Source organism: Gordonia insulae (assembly GCF_003855095.1).
GTDB lineage: Bacteria > Actinomycetota > Actinomycetes > Mycobacteriales > Mycobacteriaceae > Gordonia > Gordonia insulae.
Genome location: NZ_CP033972.1, coordinates 1,520,114 through 1,537,258, shown reverse-complemented (window position 1 = coordinate 1,537,258; position 17,145 = coordinate 1,520,114). Strand labels below are relative to the sequence as shown.

Below are 17,145 nucleotides of genomic sequence, written 5' to 3'. Positions count from 1 at the left end.
GCGGTATGGACCTGCCTCGGACTCCTGTCCGGACGATCAGGGCGACGGCCGGACGTGCTGTGGTTCGCAGTGTACGTGGCCGCGGACGGGAGAAATCCGGACTCGTCACCGGGAACGGGCTGAGTCGGTGCCCTTCCGTGCGCGGTCGATGCGTGTGACGACGGCGTCGACGACGTCGGAGATGTGCGGGTCGCGAACGATCGAACCGTGATCGCAGTCGAGCCGCACGACGTCGAGCTCGCCGTGCACGACATGTGCACGCCACACGCCCGGGTCGTCGTGGTTCTCGCTGCTGTGGATCAACAGGACCGCGCCGTCGTACGGCTTCGGCCGGTGCGTCCGGCTCACCCGCACGCCGACCTCCTCGAGCGCCTTCTCCACCTCGGTCGGTGTGCCGTGGACGAGTCCGGCGAGCGGTAGTCGCAGGCGGCGCAGCCACAGTTCGCGTCGCGAGATCTCCGGCCACGGGGAGACGTAACCCTCGGGTGACGGGCGGAGGGCGGGTTCGGCGGGATCGGGGTCGGGCAACGTGCGCAGCGCGGCGAGTCGCGGCGGCAGGAAGGTGTCGATCACGACCACCAGTTCGACCTCCTCGCCCGCGGACCGGAGACGGCGAGCCACCTCGAGGGCGACGAATCCGCCCAGCGAGTGGCCGGCCACCAGGTACGGGCCGGACGGCTGGATGCGTCGGAGGTCGCGCAGGTGACGACGGGCGGCCGCGCCGACGGTCCAGTCGGGGATACCACGGTTGCCCAGCCCGTTGGCCTGGAAGGCATAGACGGGCCCGATCCCGAGGTGCTCGCCGACGTCGCCGGCCACCCGGTTGGACAGCGCCACGAACGCGAGTGCCGACGCACCGGCCCCGGCGAAACAGAACAACGGCCGTCCGGCCGCGGAGCGCAGTCGAACAGTGGTGGGGGACAACGGCATCGATGAGTTCACGATGTCGTCGTGGTCGGCGAGTGCGGCCATCTCGGCGACGGTCGGGGCGGCCGCCGCATCTGATCGGTGGATGACAAGGCCGTCACGGGCGGACAACTCGGCGAGGATGCGTTGCACCGAGAGCGAGTCGCCGCCGAGCTCGTTGATGTTCTCGGTCCTGCCGACCGCGTCCAGGCCGAGGACGGTCGCCCAGACCTCGGCGATCCGATGTTCCAACGGCGACTGCGGCGGGTCGATGGGACCGCGCTGCGGGACGGGGAGGGCCGTTCGGTCGACCTTGCCGCGCGTAGTCCGCGGTAGCTGCGAGAGCACGACGATGTGCGCAGGCACCATCCAGTCGGGCAGTCGACCTCGCAGCCGTTGCCGCAACGCAGCGGCCGACGGGGTGCGGGTCTGGCCGGACGGCACGACATGCGCGATGAGTTCGGCGCCGGTGTGCACGCTCCGTGCCGTCACCACCACTTCCTCGAGGTCGCCGTCGCGCAGCAGCGCACGTTCGACCTCTGCGGGCTCGACGAGGTAACCGCGGATCTTGACGGCGTCGTCGAGGCGGCCGAGCAGGTGCAGCACGCCGTTGTCGAACCGGGCGCGATCGCCCGAGCGGAAGGTGATGATCCCGCCATCGTCACGACCGAATCGGCCGTGGTCGTGCTCGGGGTCGAGATAGCCGAGGGCGAGATAGGGCGACGACACCGTCATCCGGCCGTCGTCGTCGATGCGGATCGACTTGTGTGGCGCGGGGTGTCCCGCCGGGACGGTGTCCGACGGTATGGGGTCTGTCGGGCGCAGGTCGTGGTAGGCGAGTGCCGAGGTCTCCGACGATCCGATCCAGTTGGTGATGACGGCCTGCGGTGCGACCGACCGGGCCCGTCGGGCGAGCTCGGCGGCGAGCGGTTCACCGGTGGTGATGATGCGTTCGAGGCCGGCGAGCGCCGACGTCCCGCGCCGGTCGTCCTCGCCGATCAGCGCCCGCAGCAACGACGGTGTCAGGAACGCGGTGCGTGCGTCGGAGTCGGCGATCGTGTCGAGCAGCGTGGCCGGGCCCAGCACCCGGGGGTCGGCGGCGATCACCTCGGCGCCACACAGCAGCGATCCGATCAGCACGTTGAGTCCGGCGCCGAAACTGATCGGCAGACACAGTGCGACGCGACGTCCCTCGCCGAGACCGAAGCCGTCGCGCATGAGCTGGGCGTCGCACAGCCACATGCCGTTCGGATGCAACACACCCTTGGGCGCGCCGGTCGAACCCGACGTGAACTGGATGCTCGTCACCGAATCCCGGTGTCCGCGATGCTCGATCACGGCGGTGGCGCCGGGCGATGGGATCCCGGTGGGGCTCGGTCGCGCGGCGATGAGCTCGTCGAGCGCGTGACACGTGAAGCCGTGCGCGCTTGCCGCGGCGGATGCGACGTCACGGTGCTCGTCGTCGGCGATTGTCATCGCCGGCGCGCGCCCGTGCCCGCACAGCGCGTCGATGATGCCGTCGACCCGGTGGGCGGGTAGTTGCGGGTCGAGGGCCACCAACGGCCGGTGCGTCGTGAACACGCCGAGAGCGGCCGCGACCGTGGAGGTCTGCAGGCCTGCCTGCAGGATGACCGGACCGGTGATCCCGGCGATCTCGTCGATCGTGGCGCCGACAGAACGTGCCCGGTCGGACAGTTCCGCGTACGAGAGGGTGGCGTCGCCGGCGCGCAGCGCGGTCATCCCGCCGCGTCGGTCGGCCATCTCGTGGAAGCGGTCGGCAACGGTGGCGTCGGGATCGACGGGCCGCAGGGGCTCGACCGGCAGGGGCTCGAGCGGCGGCAGGGGCTCGATCAGGGGTGGGGGATCGAGCAAGGGCGCGGCGGTCGCCGTCGCCGGACCGGGATCGGGCCCGAGGTGGGCGGGTTCGCCGGGTGCGTCGCGTGGTGCCGGCGGCGTGGACAAGGCTCGCCGCACCGCACGGATGGTGGGGACGATAAGGACGAGCGCGACGACGAGATTCGCCGCGAGATAGACGTAGGCGACCCCGGTGAGGTCCCATCGGTCGGCTGCGGGCGCCGCGCTCGCGATGACGACGAGGCCGAAGAGGATCTGCGTCGCCACCGCCAGTCGAAGGCGACGCTCGACCCTGGACAGGTTGGTGTAGATCGTGATGAGGGCGACCGCGGGCAGGGCGAGTGCCATCAGCTGGATCAGGCCGGTGCCCTGTGCGGCGTACCGTGCGCCGAGGATGCCGAGGACGAGCGGGGCGGCGACGATCAGCCCGATGCAGCCCACGGCGCCTGCGCTGGAGCACAGCACGATGAACCGGATCGTCGCGGCACGCCGGTCGGTGTCGGGTTCGGCGGCGGCCGAGACGAACGGGGCGCCCGTGGCGTTGATCAGGATCGCGACGGTGGTGACGACCAGCCAGCACAGCGAGAAGTAGGCGTTCATCTCGGTGCCGAGCCGGGCGACGATGATCAACGGCAGGATCAGCGGAACCGCGACACCGACGGCGGTGATCACGAAGGACCCCGCGAAGAACTGACCGATCTCCGAAGCCGGGGGCATCGATCCGGGGCCGGTCGCGCGTCGCGCGGCCTTTCGGATGGCGGATACGCCCATCCAGGTGGCGATCACGGTCGCCGGCAGCACCCATGAGCCGATGATGGCGGTGCCCGTCGCCAGCGGGATGAACGCGGCGACGAGGACGAGTTTGGCGGTGGACTGGGTGACGTTCTTGATCGCGACGAACCGGGGGTGGCCGAGTCCGATCAGCAGGGAATCCTGAATGGCGAAGATCGCCAGGATCATCACCGCGACCGGGAACAACAGCCGCTCGACGGTGTGGTCGAAGAGTTGCTCACTGGGGCCCAGGAAGACGAAGACGGTACCGAAGACGGCTGCGGCCGCGACGATCGCGCACTGCCCGAGCGCGACCATGCGCCGTGTGCTCGCCCCCGCGATGGGCAGGAAGCGCTCGTAGAGCCCGCCGAGGCTCAGATTGGCCAGGGTCGCCAACAGTGTCGACGATGAGATGAGCGCCGACGCCCGGCCCACCTCGGCCGTGGAGTACCCGCGCGCGGCGATGGTCCAGAACACGAATCCGAGGGCACTGGTGACCAGGCTCGACGTCATGATCGAGACGATGTCGACGCTCAGGCCCCGGGCGCGGCCGCCCTGCTCCACACCGACCGTGGCGGGCCGGTGCGCGGTGCTGTCGTCGGTGGCGGTGCTCATCGCGCCACCCGTCGATCGGTCACGCGGATACGCAGGGCGCGGTGACACATGGATTCTCCTCGGGCGTGCGTGCGGGCAGGGACCCTGAACGTCGTCCCGTGGCCGACACCCGGCGTGTCGCCCCGGATCTCGCGGTCTTCCCGGTTCGCTGTCGGTTGGCCAGTGTACCCAGGCTTGTTAGGTTCTCCTAAGTCAAGGCGCGCTGGACGGTGTGATGCCTGCAACAGGCGGTCGACAGCGGATTAAGCTGGCTGCCATGTCCTATCCACGGGAGAACCTCGCCCCCGGCGAGGAGATCGTCCTGCATCGGCATCCGCATTGGAAATGCCTGCTCGGACCGTTTCTGCTGTTCCTGATCGTGACCGCGGTCGCGGGAGTGCTGGCCGGCATGGTCAGCGGGGCACAACTCGGGTCGACCACCAGGCTGGTGCTGCTCATCATCATCGGGGTCGTGTGGCTGATCGCGTTCGCCTGGTATTTCGTCCGGCCCCTGGTGTCGTGGAAGACGACGCATTTCGTCCTCACCGATCGCCGGGTGATCTTCCGCAACGGCATCGTGACGAGGTCGGGGATCGACATCCCGGTCCGACGGATCAACACCGTCGAGTTCCGGCACGGCCCGATCGACCGGCTGCTGCGGACCGGCACGCTCATCATCGAGTCCGCATCGGACGAGCCGCTGTCGTTCGACGACATCCCTCAGGTCGAGCGGGTGCACGCGTTGCTCTACCACGAGGTCCTGGATTCCCATGACGACGACGGGCGCGCCGGGGACGACCGGATGACCGATGACGACCGGCTCGATCCCCGACGCGACGAGGGGGTCGGCGCGTGACCGATGTGCTGCTCGCCGAGGATGACGCGGCGATCGCCGAACCGTTGGCGCGGGCCCTGACCCGCGAGGGGTACGGGTGCGAGGTCGTCACCGATGGCGCCGAAGCGATCACCCAGGCGCTCGACAGCCGATTCGAGTTGCTCATCCTGGATCTGGGTCTCCCCGAGATCGACGGGCTCGAGGTCTGTCGTCGGATCCGTTCCGCCCGTCCGCAGCTCGCGGTGCTGATGCTGACCGCGCGCACCGACGAGGTGGACTTCGTCGTCGGACTCGACGCGGGCGCCGACGACTACGTCGGCAAGCCGTTCCGCCTGGCCGAGCTGCTCGCCCGGGTGCGGGCCCTGCTGCGCCGCAGGCAGAGTGCCGACGAGGTGCTCGACGGCGGCGACATCCAACTCGACACCCGCGGGCGACGGGTGCTGGTCGACGGCGCCGACCTCGTGCTGGCCAACCGGGAGTTCGACCTGTTGCGTTTCCTGATGGAACGGGCCGGCGAGGTGGTGAGCCGCGACGAGATCCTCACCGAGGTGTGGGGCTCGGCCGACCTGCGATCGTCGAAGACCCTGGACATGCACATCTCGTGGCTGCGCCGGAAGATCGGCGACGATCAGCCGGACCGGGCACGTCACATCGTCACGGTGCGGGGCGTCGGCTTCCGCTTCGATCCCTGAGCGGTCCATGCGTCGCCGGATCCTGAACACGATGATCGCCATGATCATGGCGGTCGGTCTGTTGTTGGGCATACCCCTGAGCGTCATCGCCTGGTGGTGGGTCTCCGACAACGCCCACCAGAACCTCGACAGCCGGCTCAAGCTGATCTCCGATCAGCTGATCAGTCAGGAGGGGTCGGCCGGCAGCGTCGCCGAGGGGACGCTCGACGTCGCGGCCTTCGAGCTGCTGTTGCCCGAGGGTGGCAGGTTGACGGTCCGGTATCCGGTGGGCAGTGGGGTGGACGCTGTCACCGTCGTCGGCGACCCGATCGAGGGCGCGACGATGGAGGACGCGATCGGGCTCGGCAATGCGGGTTCGCTGCTGCTGGAGATCCCGCTCTCGCAGGTCCGCGATGACCAGCTCGCCGCGATAGGCATCGTCGCACTGGTGGTGGCGAGCTCCATCGCGGCCGGCACCATCGTGGCGGCGGTGACCGCGGGTCGGGTGGCCGACCCACTCATCGACCTGGCGGCCCGCGCGGCGGCGATGGCCAAGGGCGACTTCCGGTCGGAGTGGAAGTCGTATGGGATCAGCGAACTCGACCGGGTGTCGCGCGCGCTCGGCGACGCGAACTCGGAGATCGCGCTCCGTCTGGAGCGGGAGGGTGAGATCGTCGGCGACGTCTCGCATCAGCTGCGCAGCCGCCTCACCGCCATCCAGCTCCGACTCGACGAGCTGTCGATGCATCCCGATCCGGCCGTGGTCGGGGAGGCCGAGGCCGCCCTCGAGCAGGTGGAGCGGTTGTCCCGGGAGCTCGACGAGATGGTGGCCGCCTCCCGCAATGATCCGGCGTCGCCGCACGACATCGACGTCGAGGAGATGGTCCGCACCCTGATCGGCGACTTCCGCGCCGCCTTCAGCGCGGTCGGTCGGTCGATCTCGGCGACCTTCGGCGGCGACACCACCGCCGTCAGTGCCCGGCCGGGCCGGCTCCGCGAAGCCGTGAGCGTGCTGGTCGACAACGCGCTCCAGCACGGCGCCGGGACGTGCCGCATCCATGTCGACGATCTGCCGTCCGCCGACATGCTGCGCATCACGGTGGCCGACGAGGGGCCGGGCATCGACGACGAACTCGTGTCGTTGATCTTCCGCCGCGGGTTCTCCGCCGGGCGCGGCAACGGTGTGGGCCTGTCGCTGGCGCGGGCGCTGGTGGAGGCCGACGGTGGCCGCCTCGAACTCACCTCACGTCGTCCGCCGGTGTTCGCGATCGTCGTGCCGTCGGCGCAGGACCCCGAGTCGACCGGGTCCGGGGAGGGTGGCGGGCCGCCGGCCGGCCGACACCCGACGATCACGCGTGACCGAGTTCCTCATCGTTGAGTTCGTCGACATCGGCGTGCAGGTCGGTCGAGCCGGCGTCGCCGCCACGCAATGTCTCCTCGGGGAACGCGAACTTTCGCAGCGCCCAGAACCGGAATGCCATCTGGAGCAGGTTGCCGATGATGAAGCCGAGCACGAAGTCGAGGATCACCAGCTCGGTCACGGTCACGTTGCTGCGCAGGTCGAACACATTGTTGGCGAGCCACAGCGGTGCGGCCGCCAGGATGACGCCGACCCCGCTGATCACGAAGAACAGCAGTGCCTCGTGATGTCGCTCGCGGCCGCCGCGGTTCTTGAACGCCCATTCCCGGTTGAGGACGTAGCTGAGGATGGTGGCCAGCGTTCCCGAGATGATCCTCGCGACGACGGGCTTCTCCTCGAGGACCGTGAAGGTCAGCAGATAGAAGATCACCAGGTCGAAGACGAACGTGGTGCCCCCGACGAGAGCGAACTTGATCAGCTCGTGATGACGCATCGCGAGCCGACGAACCGGCTCGGGCAGTCGAGCGACGAGCTCGTCGATGAAGGGCACAAGATGTGAGTGTACGAAACAAAACCGAGCGGTAACTTCAGCGGGCGGTCATGCGAATGATGTCCGTGTCGTGGAACGATGTGTCGCGTGAGTTCCAGAATGCCTACCGTGACCATGATCGGCGGTGGTCAGCTCGCCCGGATGACCCACCAGGCCGCGATCGCGCTCGGGCAGTGTCTGCGGGTGCTGGCGGCCACCGACGCCGACCCCGCCGCGCAGGTCAGCGCAGACGTCGTGCTCGGTTCCCATAACGATCTCGCCGACCTGCGCGAGGCGGCCAAGGGTGCCGTCGCCGTGACGTTCGATCACGAGGGTGTGCCGCTGGCGCACCTCCAGGCGCTGGAAGCCGAGGGTGTCGCGGTGCGTCCGCCGTCGGCCGCGCTGCATTTCGCCCAGGACAAGCTCGCGATGCGCGTACGCCTCGCGGAACTCGGCCTGCCGGTGCCGGCCTTCGCCGACCTGACCGGCGATCGGGACACCGCCCGCGCGCAGTTCGTCTCGTTCGGCGAGGTGCACGGGTGGGCGATCGTGCTGAAGGCCATCCGCGGGGGATACGACGGGCGCGGGGTGTGGCTGCTCGACGATCGCGACGAGGCGCTGACGGTCTTCGACGAGCAGTATGCCGCCGGGGCGGGACTCATCGTCGAGCAGAAGGTCGCCATGCGGCGTGAACTGTCGGCGATGATCGCGCGCTCACCGTTCGGACAGGGCGGTGCATGGCCGGTGGTGGAGACGGTGCAGCGCAAGGGGCAGTGCGCGGTGGTGCTGGCGCCCGCGCCGGGCCTGTCCGACGGCGTCGCCGAGCAGGCCCAGCAGATGGCGCTGCGATTGGCCGACGAACTCGGTGTGGTCGGGGTGATGGCCATGGAGCTGTTCGAGACCGACGACGGTGATCTGTTGGTCAACGAGTTGGCGATGCGGCCGCACAACAGTGGGCACTGGACCATGGACGGCGCGGTCACCTCGCAGTTCGAGCAGCATCTGCGTGCCGTCCTGGACTATCCCCTCGGCGACACCTCACCTCGTGCCGCGATCACCGTGATGGCGAACGTCCTCGGCGCCGACGAGGCGCCGGTGATGTCGATGGATGAGCGTCTGCATCATCTGATGGCCCGGATGCCCGATGCGAAGGTGCATCTGTACGGTAAGGGCGAACGTCCCGATCGTAAGATCGGTCACGTCAACATTGTTGGTACCCAGAATGATTCGGTTGCCGACGTCCGGGAACGTGCGGAACGCGCCGCGCACTGGATGTCGACGGCCGAATGGACCGATGGATGGGATGTGCACTGATGACCGACAGCGAATCGGACTCGACGGAGTCCGTCGAGCAGACCCCTGAGCCGACCCGACCGCGTGTCGGACTGATCATGGGCAGCGACTCCGACTGGCCGACAATGGAAGCCGCGGCCGAGGCGCTCGCCGAGTTCGAGGTTCCATTCGAGGTCGGCGTGGTGTCGGCGCATCGGACGCCGCAGCGCATGCTCGACTACGCGTCCGGCGCTGCGGCCCGGGGGATCTCGGTCATCATCGCCGGTGCCGGTGGCGCGGCACATCTACCCGGAATGGTCGCGTCCGCGACGCCGCTGCCGGTGATCGGCGTGCCGGTGCAGCTGCGCACCCTCGACGGCCTCGATTCGTTGCTGTCCATCGTGCAGATGCCTGCCGGGGTTCCGGTGGCGACGGTGTCGATCGGCGGTGCCCGTAACGCCGGCTTGTTGGCTGTGCGTATCCTCGCCTCCGCCGATTCCGGATTGCGTTCGCGCATGGAGGATTTCCAGCGGGGACTGGAATCGATGGTGCTGGAGAAGGACGCCGCGCTGCGGGAGAAGCTGCTCGGCGGGGAGTAGTCGGACCCGGGTCTGCCGGATCCTCGCCGCGGTCAGAATGGTGGTGGGTTCTCCTTGTTCCATCGATCGGCGGCTCGTTCGTCGGCGCGTGTGATCGTCTCTGCGCGTCGGGTGCGCATGGTGTCGATGCGTTGTCGGGCCGGGTGTTCCGGTGGTGACCCGGTGCGGGTCAGTGATCGGAACAGGTCGCGACCGGTGAAGGCGTTGCCGAGATAGGTGTGCCCGGTGGGCGATTGGAAAAACACGGTGCCGAGCGGGTCCTGGTAGTCGCGCCAGCCGATGCCGAAGTTCTTGATCCGGTGGTGTCACCGGCTGGCCGAGGTACTGTTCTGGTCATGACGACCACAACCGCCGATAAACCGGCCATCTACCTGCGTATATCCCACGATCCGAGCGGCAAGAAGGCCGGTGTCACCCGCCAGCGAGAGGAGTGCCTGGCCCTGTGTGCCGCCCGCGGGTGGGGCGAGCCGCTGGTGTACACCGACAACGACATCAGCGCCAGCAAGGGCAAGCGCCGCCCCGCCTATGAGGCCATGCTGGCCGACATCCGCGAGGGCAAGATCAGCGCCGTGGTGGCCTGGGACCTCGACCGGCTGCACCGCCGTCCAGTGGAGCTGGAGGCGTTCATGTGCCTGGCCGACGAGAAGCATCTGGCGCTGGCCACCGCGAGCGGGGATGTGGACGTGTCCACACCGCAGGGACGCATGATCGCCCGCATCAAGGGCACCGTCGCCGCCCACGAGGTCGAGCACAAGGCCGAGCGCCACCGGATCGCGGCCAAGCACAAGGCGCAGTCTGGCAAGCCGCAGTGGCGACGGGCGTTCGGCTACCTCGACAGCCCGCAGGGGCCGGTGCCCGACCCGAAGACCGCGCATCTGGTGCGCCAGGCATACGCCGCGGTGCTGGCCGGTGGCTCGATCTCCGACGTGGCCAGGACGTTCAACGCCGAAGGTGCCCACGGGCTCAACGGCAAGCCATGGACGGCGAGCACGGCCAGCCTGTTTCTGCGCAAGCCGCGCAACGCCGGGCTGCGCGACCACAACGACGAGCTGGTGCGCGACAAGGACGGCAACCCGGTCAAGGGCACCTGGCAGCCACTGGTGGACGAGCAGGTGTGGTGGGAAGTGCAGGCCATCCTGCGCGCACCCGAGCGCCGTCCAGGCGGGCACACGGCCGTGAAGCGCCACCTGCTGACCGGTGTCGTGCACTGCGGCAAGTGCGAGAACGGCAAGCTGGCCGGAATGCAGGTTGACCGCGGCCGGACATCGGTCTACCGCTGTAAAGCGTGCTACGGCACATCAATTCGCGCCCACGACGTGGAGCAGTACCTGCTCGCGCTGGTGGCCGCCCGACTGGCTCGACCCGACGCCGTGGACCTGCTCAAGGCCGAGGCCCAGGACGCCACCGAAGCCGAGGAACTGCGCACCGAGGCCAACACGCTGCGCGCACGCCTGGACGGCCTGGCCGTCGATTACGCCGAGGGCCTGATGACCGCCCAGCAGGTGAAGGTGGCCACCGCCCACATCACCGAGAAGCTGGCCGCCATCGAGGCCAAGCACCAGGACGCCGACAAGGTGCGCCTGTTCATGGATCTGCCGCTGGGCACCGACGAGGTGGTGGACGCCGTGGCCGCGCTGAGCCCCGACCGGCTGCGCGCCGTGCTGGCCACGCTGATGGACGTCACGGTCGGCCCGGTGGGCAAGGGTGCCCGCGCAAGCAACGGAGAGCGGGTCGACGCCGCCGAGCGGGTGCAGGTGGTGTGGAAGTAAGACATCGCCGCCACAGAAGCCAACGCCCGCGGTAAGTGTTGCCATGCCAACACTGTTGGGGGCGTTGGCTTATCGCACTAGTTGGTGTTCCCTGACCTGCCGCCGTTTGCGTGTAGCGTTCGTAACCGACAGATGGTCCGGTCCACGAACCCACGGGTAGGTAGATGACAATGCGCCGCCACACCAGCGCCGCCACTTGTTCATCTCCCCCTGCCCACGGAGGTTTCAAGTGGCCGGAAAACCGCAACCCCACGTCGCCAGTGCCCGCGGACGCGCCTGCGTCCTAGGTCGGCACGCGCCGGGTAGTCCGCAACACCTGGAGGCGCAGCGCACACTGCGCGAGCTGGTGCTCGCCGAGCACATTCAGAAGGTGGTCGACCAGGCACCAAAGCTCACTCAAGATCAACGAGATCGCCTGGCAGAATTGCTACGTCCGGCGCGGCAGGACGGCGGTGGTGCCGCATGATTCCCCCGGAACGAAGAAGCCCCGGCAGCGACCAGGCCACCGGGGGCACCTTCCAAGATACCGAGCAGGCATCTGGGTCTCATTCTAGCTCAACAGGATTGGCAATCCCCGACCTGCATGACGACACCGACATGCTCACCGCGGCAATGGCCTACGCCAAGGCGGGGTGGTACGTGCTGCCCACCGATCCCAGGGACATCAAGAACCCCGGCAGCGTCGTGGGCAAGGGATGGCACTCGCAGTCCAGTCGCGATCCGAAGGTGCTTGCCGCCTGGTTCGCGGGCACCGACTACGGCATCGCATTACATGTCGGCCGATCCGGTGCCGTGGTGTTCGACGTCGACACACCAAGCAACGTGCCCGACGTCATGCGCCCGCACCTGCAGGCCGCGCCCTACCAGTCCACCCGCCCCGATCAGGAACGCCGGGGGCATTACATCTTCGCCGCGCCGCCCGGCCGAACCATCGGTAACAGCACCGGCAAACTGGGCGGCGCGTGGGGCGAGATCCGCGGCACCAACGGCGTGATCATCGCTGCGCCAACACCACACCCCAGAAACGGTGAATATCGTTGGCTAACAACTGGTCTGGTACCGGCGCTACCCGATGAACTCGGTGATCTGCTACCAGATGGAACACCGTCCGCGGACGCCGCCACCGACGCCGTGGTCAACCAGTTCGTGGCCGAGCACACCGCAGCGCAGCGGCCTGAGTTGCTGACCGCCGTAGTGGACAAGCTGCGCGCCGACATCGCCGCGGGCAACTCGCGTCACGACAGCACCATGAGCGCGCTCGCGTGGGCGATGCGCGAGGCCGCCGCGGGGTTGTATCCGGCGAAGGACGCCGCCGAGCGCGTGTGGTCGGTGTTCAAAGAAGCCGTCCTGCAGGATGGTTCGCGCACCGAACAGGCCGCGCACAACGAGTGCTGGGGCATGTTCTCCTGGGCGGTGGCGCAGGCACTCGGTGCCGACCCCGAGGAGGTGCGCCGCGGTGCCGAAGAGCGGGTATCCGGCGAGGCGTTCAGCTTCAACCCCGCTGACTGGGGCATCGATGTGGGCCAGGACGCCGACAACGCCAACCGTGCTGCCGAGGAGTACAAGCCGTTCGCCTTCCAACGCGGCGGTGCGTTCATCTTCGACCGCGCCGAGGTGCCGCGAGCGCTGTGGGGTAGCGGCGATGAGATCCTGTGGGCCGAGGGCGAATCGCTGATGATCGCCGGAGGCATGGGCCTGGGCAAGACCACCCTGCTGGGGCTACTGATCCGCGCCCAGCTGCGGCTGACAGGCTGCGGTGACGGCACGCTGCTGGGACTGCCCGTGGCCCCGGTGCAGGGGCGAGTTCTCGCCCTGCTGATGGACCGGCCCCACCAGGCAGCGCGAGCACTTTCCCGGCAGTTCGACACGGCTGACCGGGATGTGCTCGATGACCAGCTGATGATCTGGGCGGCTCCACCGCCGGCGGATCTGGCGAAGCGTCCCGAACTCCTGCTACAGCTGGCCCGAGACGCCGACGCCGAAGTGGTGTTCCTGGACTCGGTGAAAGACGCCGCCGTCGGGCTATCCGAAGACGCCGTCGGTGCCGGATACAGCCGGGCGCGCTCACTGCTGGTCGCCGATGGCCGTCAACTGTGCGAGCTGCACCACGTCACAAAGCGCGGTGCCAACGGCGGCCCGCCCAAGGAGGCCGCCGACATCTACGGCAGCGCCTGGATCACCAACGGCACCGGATCGATCATCCTGCTCGCCGGTGAACCCGGCGACCCCATCGTGGAATGCCGTCACGTCCGCCAGCCCGTCGAAGAGGTCGGGCCGCTGACGCTGCTGCACGACCACGGCGCGGGCACCGTCGTCGTGCATCACCACGCCGACCTGGTTGAGCTGGCTACGGCGGCGCAGGAGAACGGCCTCACCGCCAGGGACGCGGCCGCGGCGCTGTTCTGCCGGAACGCCGACGCCACGCCCACGCAGGCGCAGATCGAGAAGGCCCGGCGCAAGCTGGATCGGCTCGCGACGCTGGGCCTGCTGACCGCAGTGAAGGGTGCAACAGGCGGGCACGTGAAGACGCCCACAGCCTGGTTCCCGGCAAACGCGGCGGTGACGTTGTGAGCATCCACGAACCAATCACGGAACCGACGAAACCGCAGGTCAGACCATTCACGGCTGATCGCATTCATGCAGCCACTCATGGCATTCACGGTTCCGGCCAAGATTGCAGGTCAACGCATTCACGGGCGCTGTCATGGCATTCACAACGCCGCCAATCACGTACCCCACTGCCCTCGAAGAGGGCAGGGGGACGTGTGGCTCGACTACCAGTTACCGGTAACCGGCTACACCACCACGCCGAGGGGGAGGCCACCCGATGACCGAACCGATCCGCACCCGGCAGTCGTGGCGCGAACCCGCCGAGCACCCAATAGTCGGACTCACCTCCGCGCTTGCTGGTTTGCCGCGCCTGCCCGGTGCCGCCTGCCGGGGATGGCCGGAGATCTTCGACGCCGAAGCCCCGGCCGATCCCCGCGCACCGGAGGCGTTGGAACTGTGCGCCGGATGTCCGGCGCTGCAGCTGTGCACCGCCTGGGTCGACGCGCTGACGCCAGCGCAACGCCCTGCCGGTGTTGTCGCGGGCCGTCTGCCCCCGACGCCGCCTAAGAAGCCGCTGCGGGTGCCGTCACCCACCACCGCGGAGAACATCGCCGTCCGTGGCCGACACGGCCGCAACACACCACCGAAGGAGATCACCGCATGACCGCCAAGCCACCCACCATGACGCAGTACCGCAACGTCTGCCACGACATGCTGCGGGCAGCATCGTCCGCGGGCTACCCCGTGCTGATCGACCGCAACGCGCACCCGGCCGTGGTGCTGGGCTGCGGTGTGGCACTGGTGATCGCGGCCGGGCAGCGTACCGACACCGGGCTAGAGGAGTTGCTCGATGAGTGCACCGAGATGGCCTTCTTCGTCGGTAGCGCCCTGACGCCCCCCGATTGCAGGGTTGACCTGAACGACCAGGAGCGTGCCCTGGCTAAGGCCGTGCTCAAGCTGGTGCGGGAGTTCCACAACCAGCCCGCCGTGCTCCTCTTCGACCGTGCGTTCAACTATGTGGCAGAGCGTGACCTGGCGGACACCCTGGGCCTAATAAGCGTTGTGGTGCAACTGCTTCAGTACATCGAGACCCTCAAGCCCGGCGTGCTGGGAGCCCTGGACGGCGAGCTGGAGATGCAGGCGTGGGTCGACCGCGCCAGCGAGCAACTAGTAACCGCAACCGATCTGGAGGATCTGTAATGACAATGCCGAACGACACCACCACCACCGAGGACGACGAGATGTTCGACGGGGCAATCGATCCCGCCGCCGAGGCGCCACCCGCCACCGAGGACGGCCAGCCCACCTACGACGACGTCGTGGCCGAGCGCGACTACTGGGCCGACGTCGCGAAGGCGGCAGGAGCAGGTAAGGCGGGTGCCGAATCCGTCAAGTACCGGCAGCAGCTGCGCGATGCAGAAGCCGAGATGACCGAACTGCGGGACCACCTGAGCGCGGCCAACGAGGTGCTGTTCGCCATCGCCGCCGAGCGCGTGGGTGTGCCCGCCGAGACCATGGTGGCCCGCGGCATTACCGCCGAGGGTGCCGCCGAAGGCGTAGGCGTACTGGACATCGACGTCCTAGCCGAGGCCATGGAGGCCGAGCGCCTGGTGCTGCAGATGCCACGCAGGCCGCGCCCCAACCCGAACGTCGGGAACGGCACCGGCTACATGCCGCAGCAGCCCAGCGGTAAGGCCGCTTGGGACGCCGCCTTCGGCGTGTCGCGCTAGAACGGCTATACCCCCTGCGGGTATACACTGGTCGGGACGGTGCGTTGGCCTGGTGCCCGCACCGCTCCCGCCACCAGTGCGGCGCGGTTTCCTGGGGTTGCCGTGAGACGAATCAGAACCGTTGCATAGCAACACGTCTCGCGGTAACGCCGCAGGAAGGTGGGCATCATGCCCAGCAATGTATTCAGTACCCCAGATGCCGTCAAGGCACTGGCAATGGACGTCAAGGGCGTTGCGCCCAAGGACATCATCCCCGAGGCCCTGATCATCCAGGCCACCACCAAGGCCGGAAACGTCGAGGGCGATGCGCCAGCGGTGCTGGTGCCCTACGTCAGCTTCGACCCCGACGACATCCCGTTCGTGCCCGAGGGCAACGTCATCCCCGAGCTCGAGCCCGACGACGCACAGGCCGTGATCCACACGTCCAAGGTGGGCCTGATCGTGCCCATCTCCGTGGAGCAGTACGGGCAGGACGACGCTGCGGCGCTGATCTCCGATGCTGCACGAGAAGCGCTGGTGCGCAAAGCGAACCGGGCATTCCTGGCACAGGCCGCGCCGGTGGCCCCGGCAATCAACCCGCCCGCGGGTCTGCTGCACCAGCCGCTCACCGAGATTGATGGTGACATCATCACGGCAGGCAACCTGGACGCACTGGTGGACGCCATCGCCACCATCGAAGCCGATGGCGGCAAGGCCAGCCAGATCCTCGCCAACCCGCTCGCGTGGGCGCAGGTGTCCAAGCTCAAGCTGGGCGGCGAGAGCCAGGCTCCGCTACTGGGCAACGCCGCTCAGGCACAGCCGCAGCGCCAGCTGCTGAACGTGCCCGTGGTCGTGGACCGCGACGTGCCCGCCGACCGCCTGGTCGTGCTGGACAAGCAGGGCGTGATCAGCGCCTACGGCCAGGTACTGGTAGCCACCAGCAAGGAGTACCTGTGGAACCAGCAGTCGGTGGCGCTGATGGTCACCTTCAGGTTCGGTGCCGTGGTCGCCAAGCCCAACCGCGTCGTCACTGTGGCGCTGGAGGCTTAAGTACGTGGTTCGTGGTGGCTCGGCCTTGGGACGACTGACCGCCACGCACCGCTCAAACGTGTTGCGGCAGCGCGGCTGTGGGAGTTGGCCCCTTCAGCTTGAGCGCCCAACACCTGGTCGGGGGCAGGTTGCCCTTGTGGAGCTCACAACCTGCCCCCGACCTACCACTAGTGTCCCAGAGCCAGTGCAGCGCAACGCATGTCACTGTCGAGCGACTGGGCTACGGCACCAGCGTGTTGGCCAATGCGACCAGCGACCAGCACGTTGGTGCCAATCACATCAAGGAGCACAAGATGCCGTGGCAAGGTACGGGCGCAGGCACTGGTAGCCACATCCCCAGGCGGGTACGCCGGGCCGTCATCCTGCGCGACCAGGGCCTGTGCCAGCTAGGCTACGAGGGCTGCACCGGCTTCTACCAGGAGCTGGACCACGTTGTGGGCGTGGCCGTCCGTGGCGTCGAGCGGACGCACACCTTGACAGTCGAGGAGCTGCAGTGCGTATGCCGTGCGTGCCACAAGCGCAAGACGGCATGGCAGGCCAAGGCTGGACGAGGGCTGGGCGAGCGCGAGCCGCAGCGTGACCACCGGCTAGGTCGGGTGGCACTGCCCACCGGCTTCCGTTATGCCCCTGAACTGCACGAACACCCCCAGGGGACGGACCCCCTGCCCCGGTAGGA

General features: G+C 68.4%; 15 protein-coding genes. 12 read left to right on the top strand and 3 right to left on the bottom strand.

From position 1 onward, the window contains the following. Positions 1-105: 105 nt before the first annotated feature. Positions 106-4,146 (bottom strand): alpha/beta fold hydrolase, encoded by a 4,041-nt coding sequence (locus tag D7316_RS06985; RefSeq protein WP_232016806.1) that lies wholly within the window; start codon positions 4,144-4,146, stop codon positions 106-108. Between the two features lie 256 nt (positions 4,147-4,402). Between D7316_RS06985 and D7316_RS06980 the strand changes: the two genes are divergently transcribed. The 3 genes from D7316_RS06980 to D7316_RS06970 are packed head-to-tail and all read left to right on the top strand — an operon-like array spanning position 4,403 to position 7,009. Beyond that, entirely contained in the window at positions 4,403-4,981 is a 579-nt protein-coding gene (locus tag D7316_RS06980; RefSeq protein WP_124707635.1) for a PH domain-containing protein, read from the top strand. After that, positions 4,978-5,652, top strand: a complete 675-nt coding sequence (locus tag D7316_RS06975; RefSeq protein ID WP_124707634.1) for a response regulator transcription factor — start codon at positions 4,978-4,980, stop codon at positions 5,650-5,652. The genes D7316_RS06980 and D7316_RS06975 overlap by 4 nt, the downstream gene beginning before the upstream one ends. A 7-nt stretch (positions 5,653-5,659) precedes the next feature. After that, positions 5,660-7,009 (top strand): sensor histidine kinase, encoded by a 1,350-nt coding sequence (locus tag D7316_RS06970; RefSeq protein ID WP_124707633.1) that lies wholly within the window; start codon positions 5,660-5,662, stop codon positions 7,007-7,009. On the opposite strand, the gene D7316_RS06965 is transcribed toward D7316_RS06970, so the two are convergent. Next, positions 6,981-7,541 carry a GtrA family protein gene (locus D7316_RS06965; RefSeq protein ID WP_197718198.1) on the bottom strand — a complete coding sequence of 187 codons (561 nt, stop codon included), beginning with the start codon at positions 7,539-7,541 and terminating at the stop codon, positions 6,981-6,983. The two genes, D7316_RS06970 and D7316_RS06965, sit on opposite strands and share 29 nt — an antisense overlap. A 78-nt stretch (positions 7,542-7,619) precedes the next feature. Here D7316_RS06965 and D7316_RS06960 point away from each other — a divergent pair, with 78 nt between their 5' ends. Continuing rightward, entirely contained in the window at positions 7,620-8,834 is a 1,215-nt protein-coding gene (locus D7316_RS06960) for a 5-(carboxyamino)imidazole ribonucleotide synthase (protein WP_124707632.1), read from the top strand. Further along, positions 8,834-9,391, top strand: a complete 558-nt coding sequence (gene purE, locus D7316_RS06955; RefSeq protein ID WP_124707631.1) for a 5-(carboxyamino)imidazole ribonucleotide mutase — start codon at positions 8,834-8,836, stop codon at positions 9,389-9,391. Before D7316_RS06960 ends, purE begins: the two co-directional genes overlap by 1 nt. Before the next feature lie 32 nt (positions 9,392-9,423). Here the strand turns inward: purE and D7316_RS06950 are convergent, their stop codons facing one another. Further along, complete coding sequence (locus tag D7316_RS06950) at positions 9,424-9,636, bottom strand: hypothetical protein (protein WP_124707630.1); 213 nt, start codon at positions 9,634-9,636, stop codon at positions 9,424-9,426. A 90-nt stretch (positions 9,637-9,726) separates the two neighbouring features. On the opposite strand from D7316_RS06950, the gene D7316_RS06945 reads away from it, so the two are divergent. The 7 genes from D7316_RS06945 (at position 9,727) to D7316_RS06910 (ending at position 17,143) form a co-directional block, all read left to right on the top strand. Continuing rightward, positions 9,727-11,160: a recombinase family protein gene (locus tag D7316_RS06945; protein ID WP_124707629.1), complete on the top strand. Its 1,434-nt coding sequence runs from the start codon at positions 9,727-9,729 to the stop codon at positions 11,158-11,160. Positions 11,161-11,622: 462 nt separating this feature from the next. Next, positions 11,623-13,731, top strand: a complete 2,109-nt coding sequence (locus D7316_RS06935) for a bifunctional DNA primase/polymerase (protein WP_124707627.1) — start codon at positions 11,623-11,625, stop codon at positions 13,729-13,731. Between the two features lie 256 nt (positions 13,732-13,987). After that, the gene (locus D7316_RS27245) at positions 13,988-14,374 is read left to right on the top strand and encodes a WhiB family transcriptional regulator (protein WP_197718195.1); all 387 of its coding nucleotides are present in this window, start codon (positions 13,988-13,990) and stop codon (positions 14,372-14,374) included. Continuing rightward, positions 14,371-14,910 (top strand): hypothetical protein, encoded by a 540-nt coding sequence (locus tag D7316_RS06925; RefSeq protein WP_124707626.1) that lies wholly within the window; start codon positions 14,371-14,373, stop codon positions 14,908-14,910. The genes D7316_RS27245 and D7316_RS06925 overlap by 4 nt, the downstream gene beginning before the upstream one ends. Continuing rightward, positions 14,910-15,440, top strand: coding sequence for a hypothetical protein (locus D7316_RS27095; RefSeq protein ID WP_164473746.1), 531 nt, complete (start codon positions 14,910-14,912; stop codon positions 15,438-15,440). The genes D7316_RS06925 and D7316_RS27095 overlap by 1 nt, the downstream gene beginning before the upstream one ends. A 168-nt stretch (positions 15,441-15,608) precedes the next feature. Beyond that, the gene (locus D7316_RS06915; RefSeq protein WP_124707625.1) at positions 15,609-16,469 is read left to right on the top strand and encodes a phage major capsid protein; all 861 of its coding nucleotides are present in this window, start codon (positions 15,609-15,611) and stop codon (positions 16,467-16,469) included. Between the two features lie 233 nt (positions 16,470-16,702). After that, positions 16,703-17,143 (top strand): HNH endonuclease, encoded by a 441-nt coding sequence (locus D7316_RS06910; protein ID WP_164473745.1) that lies wholly within the window; start codon positions 16,703-16,705, stop codon positions 17,141-17,143. Positions 17,144-17,145 lie beyond the last annotated feature (2 nt).

Excerpts from the sequence above, each read along its gene's own strand:
- D7316_RS06915 (WP_124707625.1), top strand. The coding sequence starts at position 15,609 with ATGCCCAGCAATGTATTCAGTACCCCAGATGCCGTCAAGGCACTGGCA.
- purE (WP_124707631.1), top strand. The coding sequence starts at position 8,834 with ATGACCGACAGCGAATCGGACTCGACGGAGTCCGTCGAGCAGACCCCT.
- D7316_RS27095 (WP_164473746.1), top strand. The coding sequence starts at position 14,910 with ATGACAATGCCGAACGACACCACCACCACCGAGGACGACGAGATGTTC.
- D7316_RS06960 (WP_124707632.1), top strand. The coding sequence starts at position 7,620 with ATGTGTCGCGTGAGTTCCAGAATGCCTACCGTGACCATGATCGGCGGT.
- D7316_RS06925 (WP_124707626.1), top strand. The coding sequence starts at position 14,371 with ATGACCGCCAAGCCACCCACCATGACGCAGTACCGCAACGTCTGCCAC.
- D7316_RS06970 (WP_124707633.1), top strand. The coding sequence starts at position 5,660 with ATGCGTCGCCGGATCCTGAACACGATGATCGCCATGATCATGGCGGTC.
- D7316_RS06945 (WP_124707629.1), top strand. The coding sequence starts at position 9,727 with ATGACGACCACAACCGCCGATAAACCGGCCATCTACCTGCGTATATCC.
- D7316_RS06985 (WP_232016806.1), bottom strand. The coding sequence starts at position 4,146 with ATGAGCACCGCCACCGACGACAGCACCGCGCACCGGCCCGCCACGGTC.
- D7316_RS06980 (WP_124707635.1), top strand. The coding sequence starts at position 4,403 with ATGTCCTATCCACGGGAGAACCTCGCCCCCGGCGAGGAGATCGTCCTG.
- D7316_RS27245 (WP_197718195.1), top strand. The coding sequence starts at position 13,988 with ATGACCGAACCGATCCGCACCCGGCAGTCGTGGCGCGAACCCGCCGAG.
- D7316_RS06935 (WP_124707627.1), top strand. The coding sequence starts at position 11,623 with ATGATTCCCCCGGAACGAAGAAGCCCCGGCAGCGACCAGGCCACCGGG.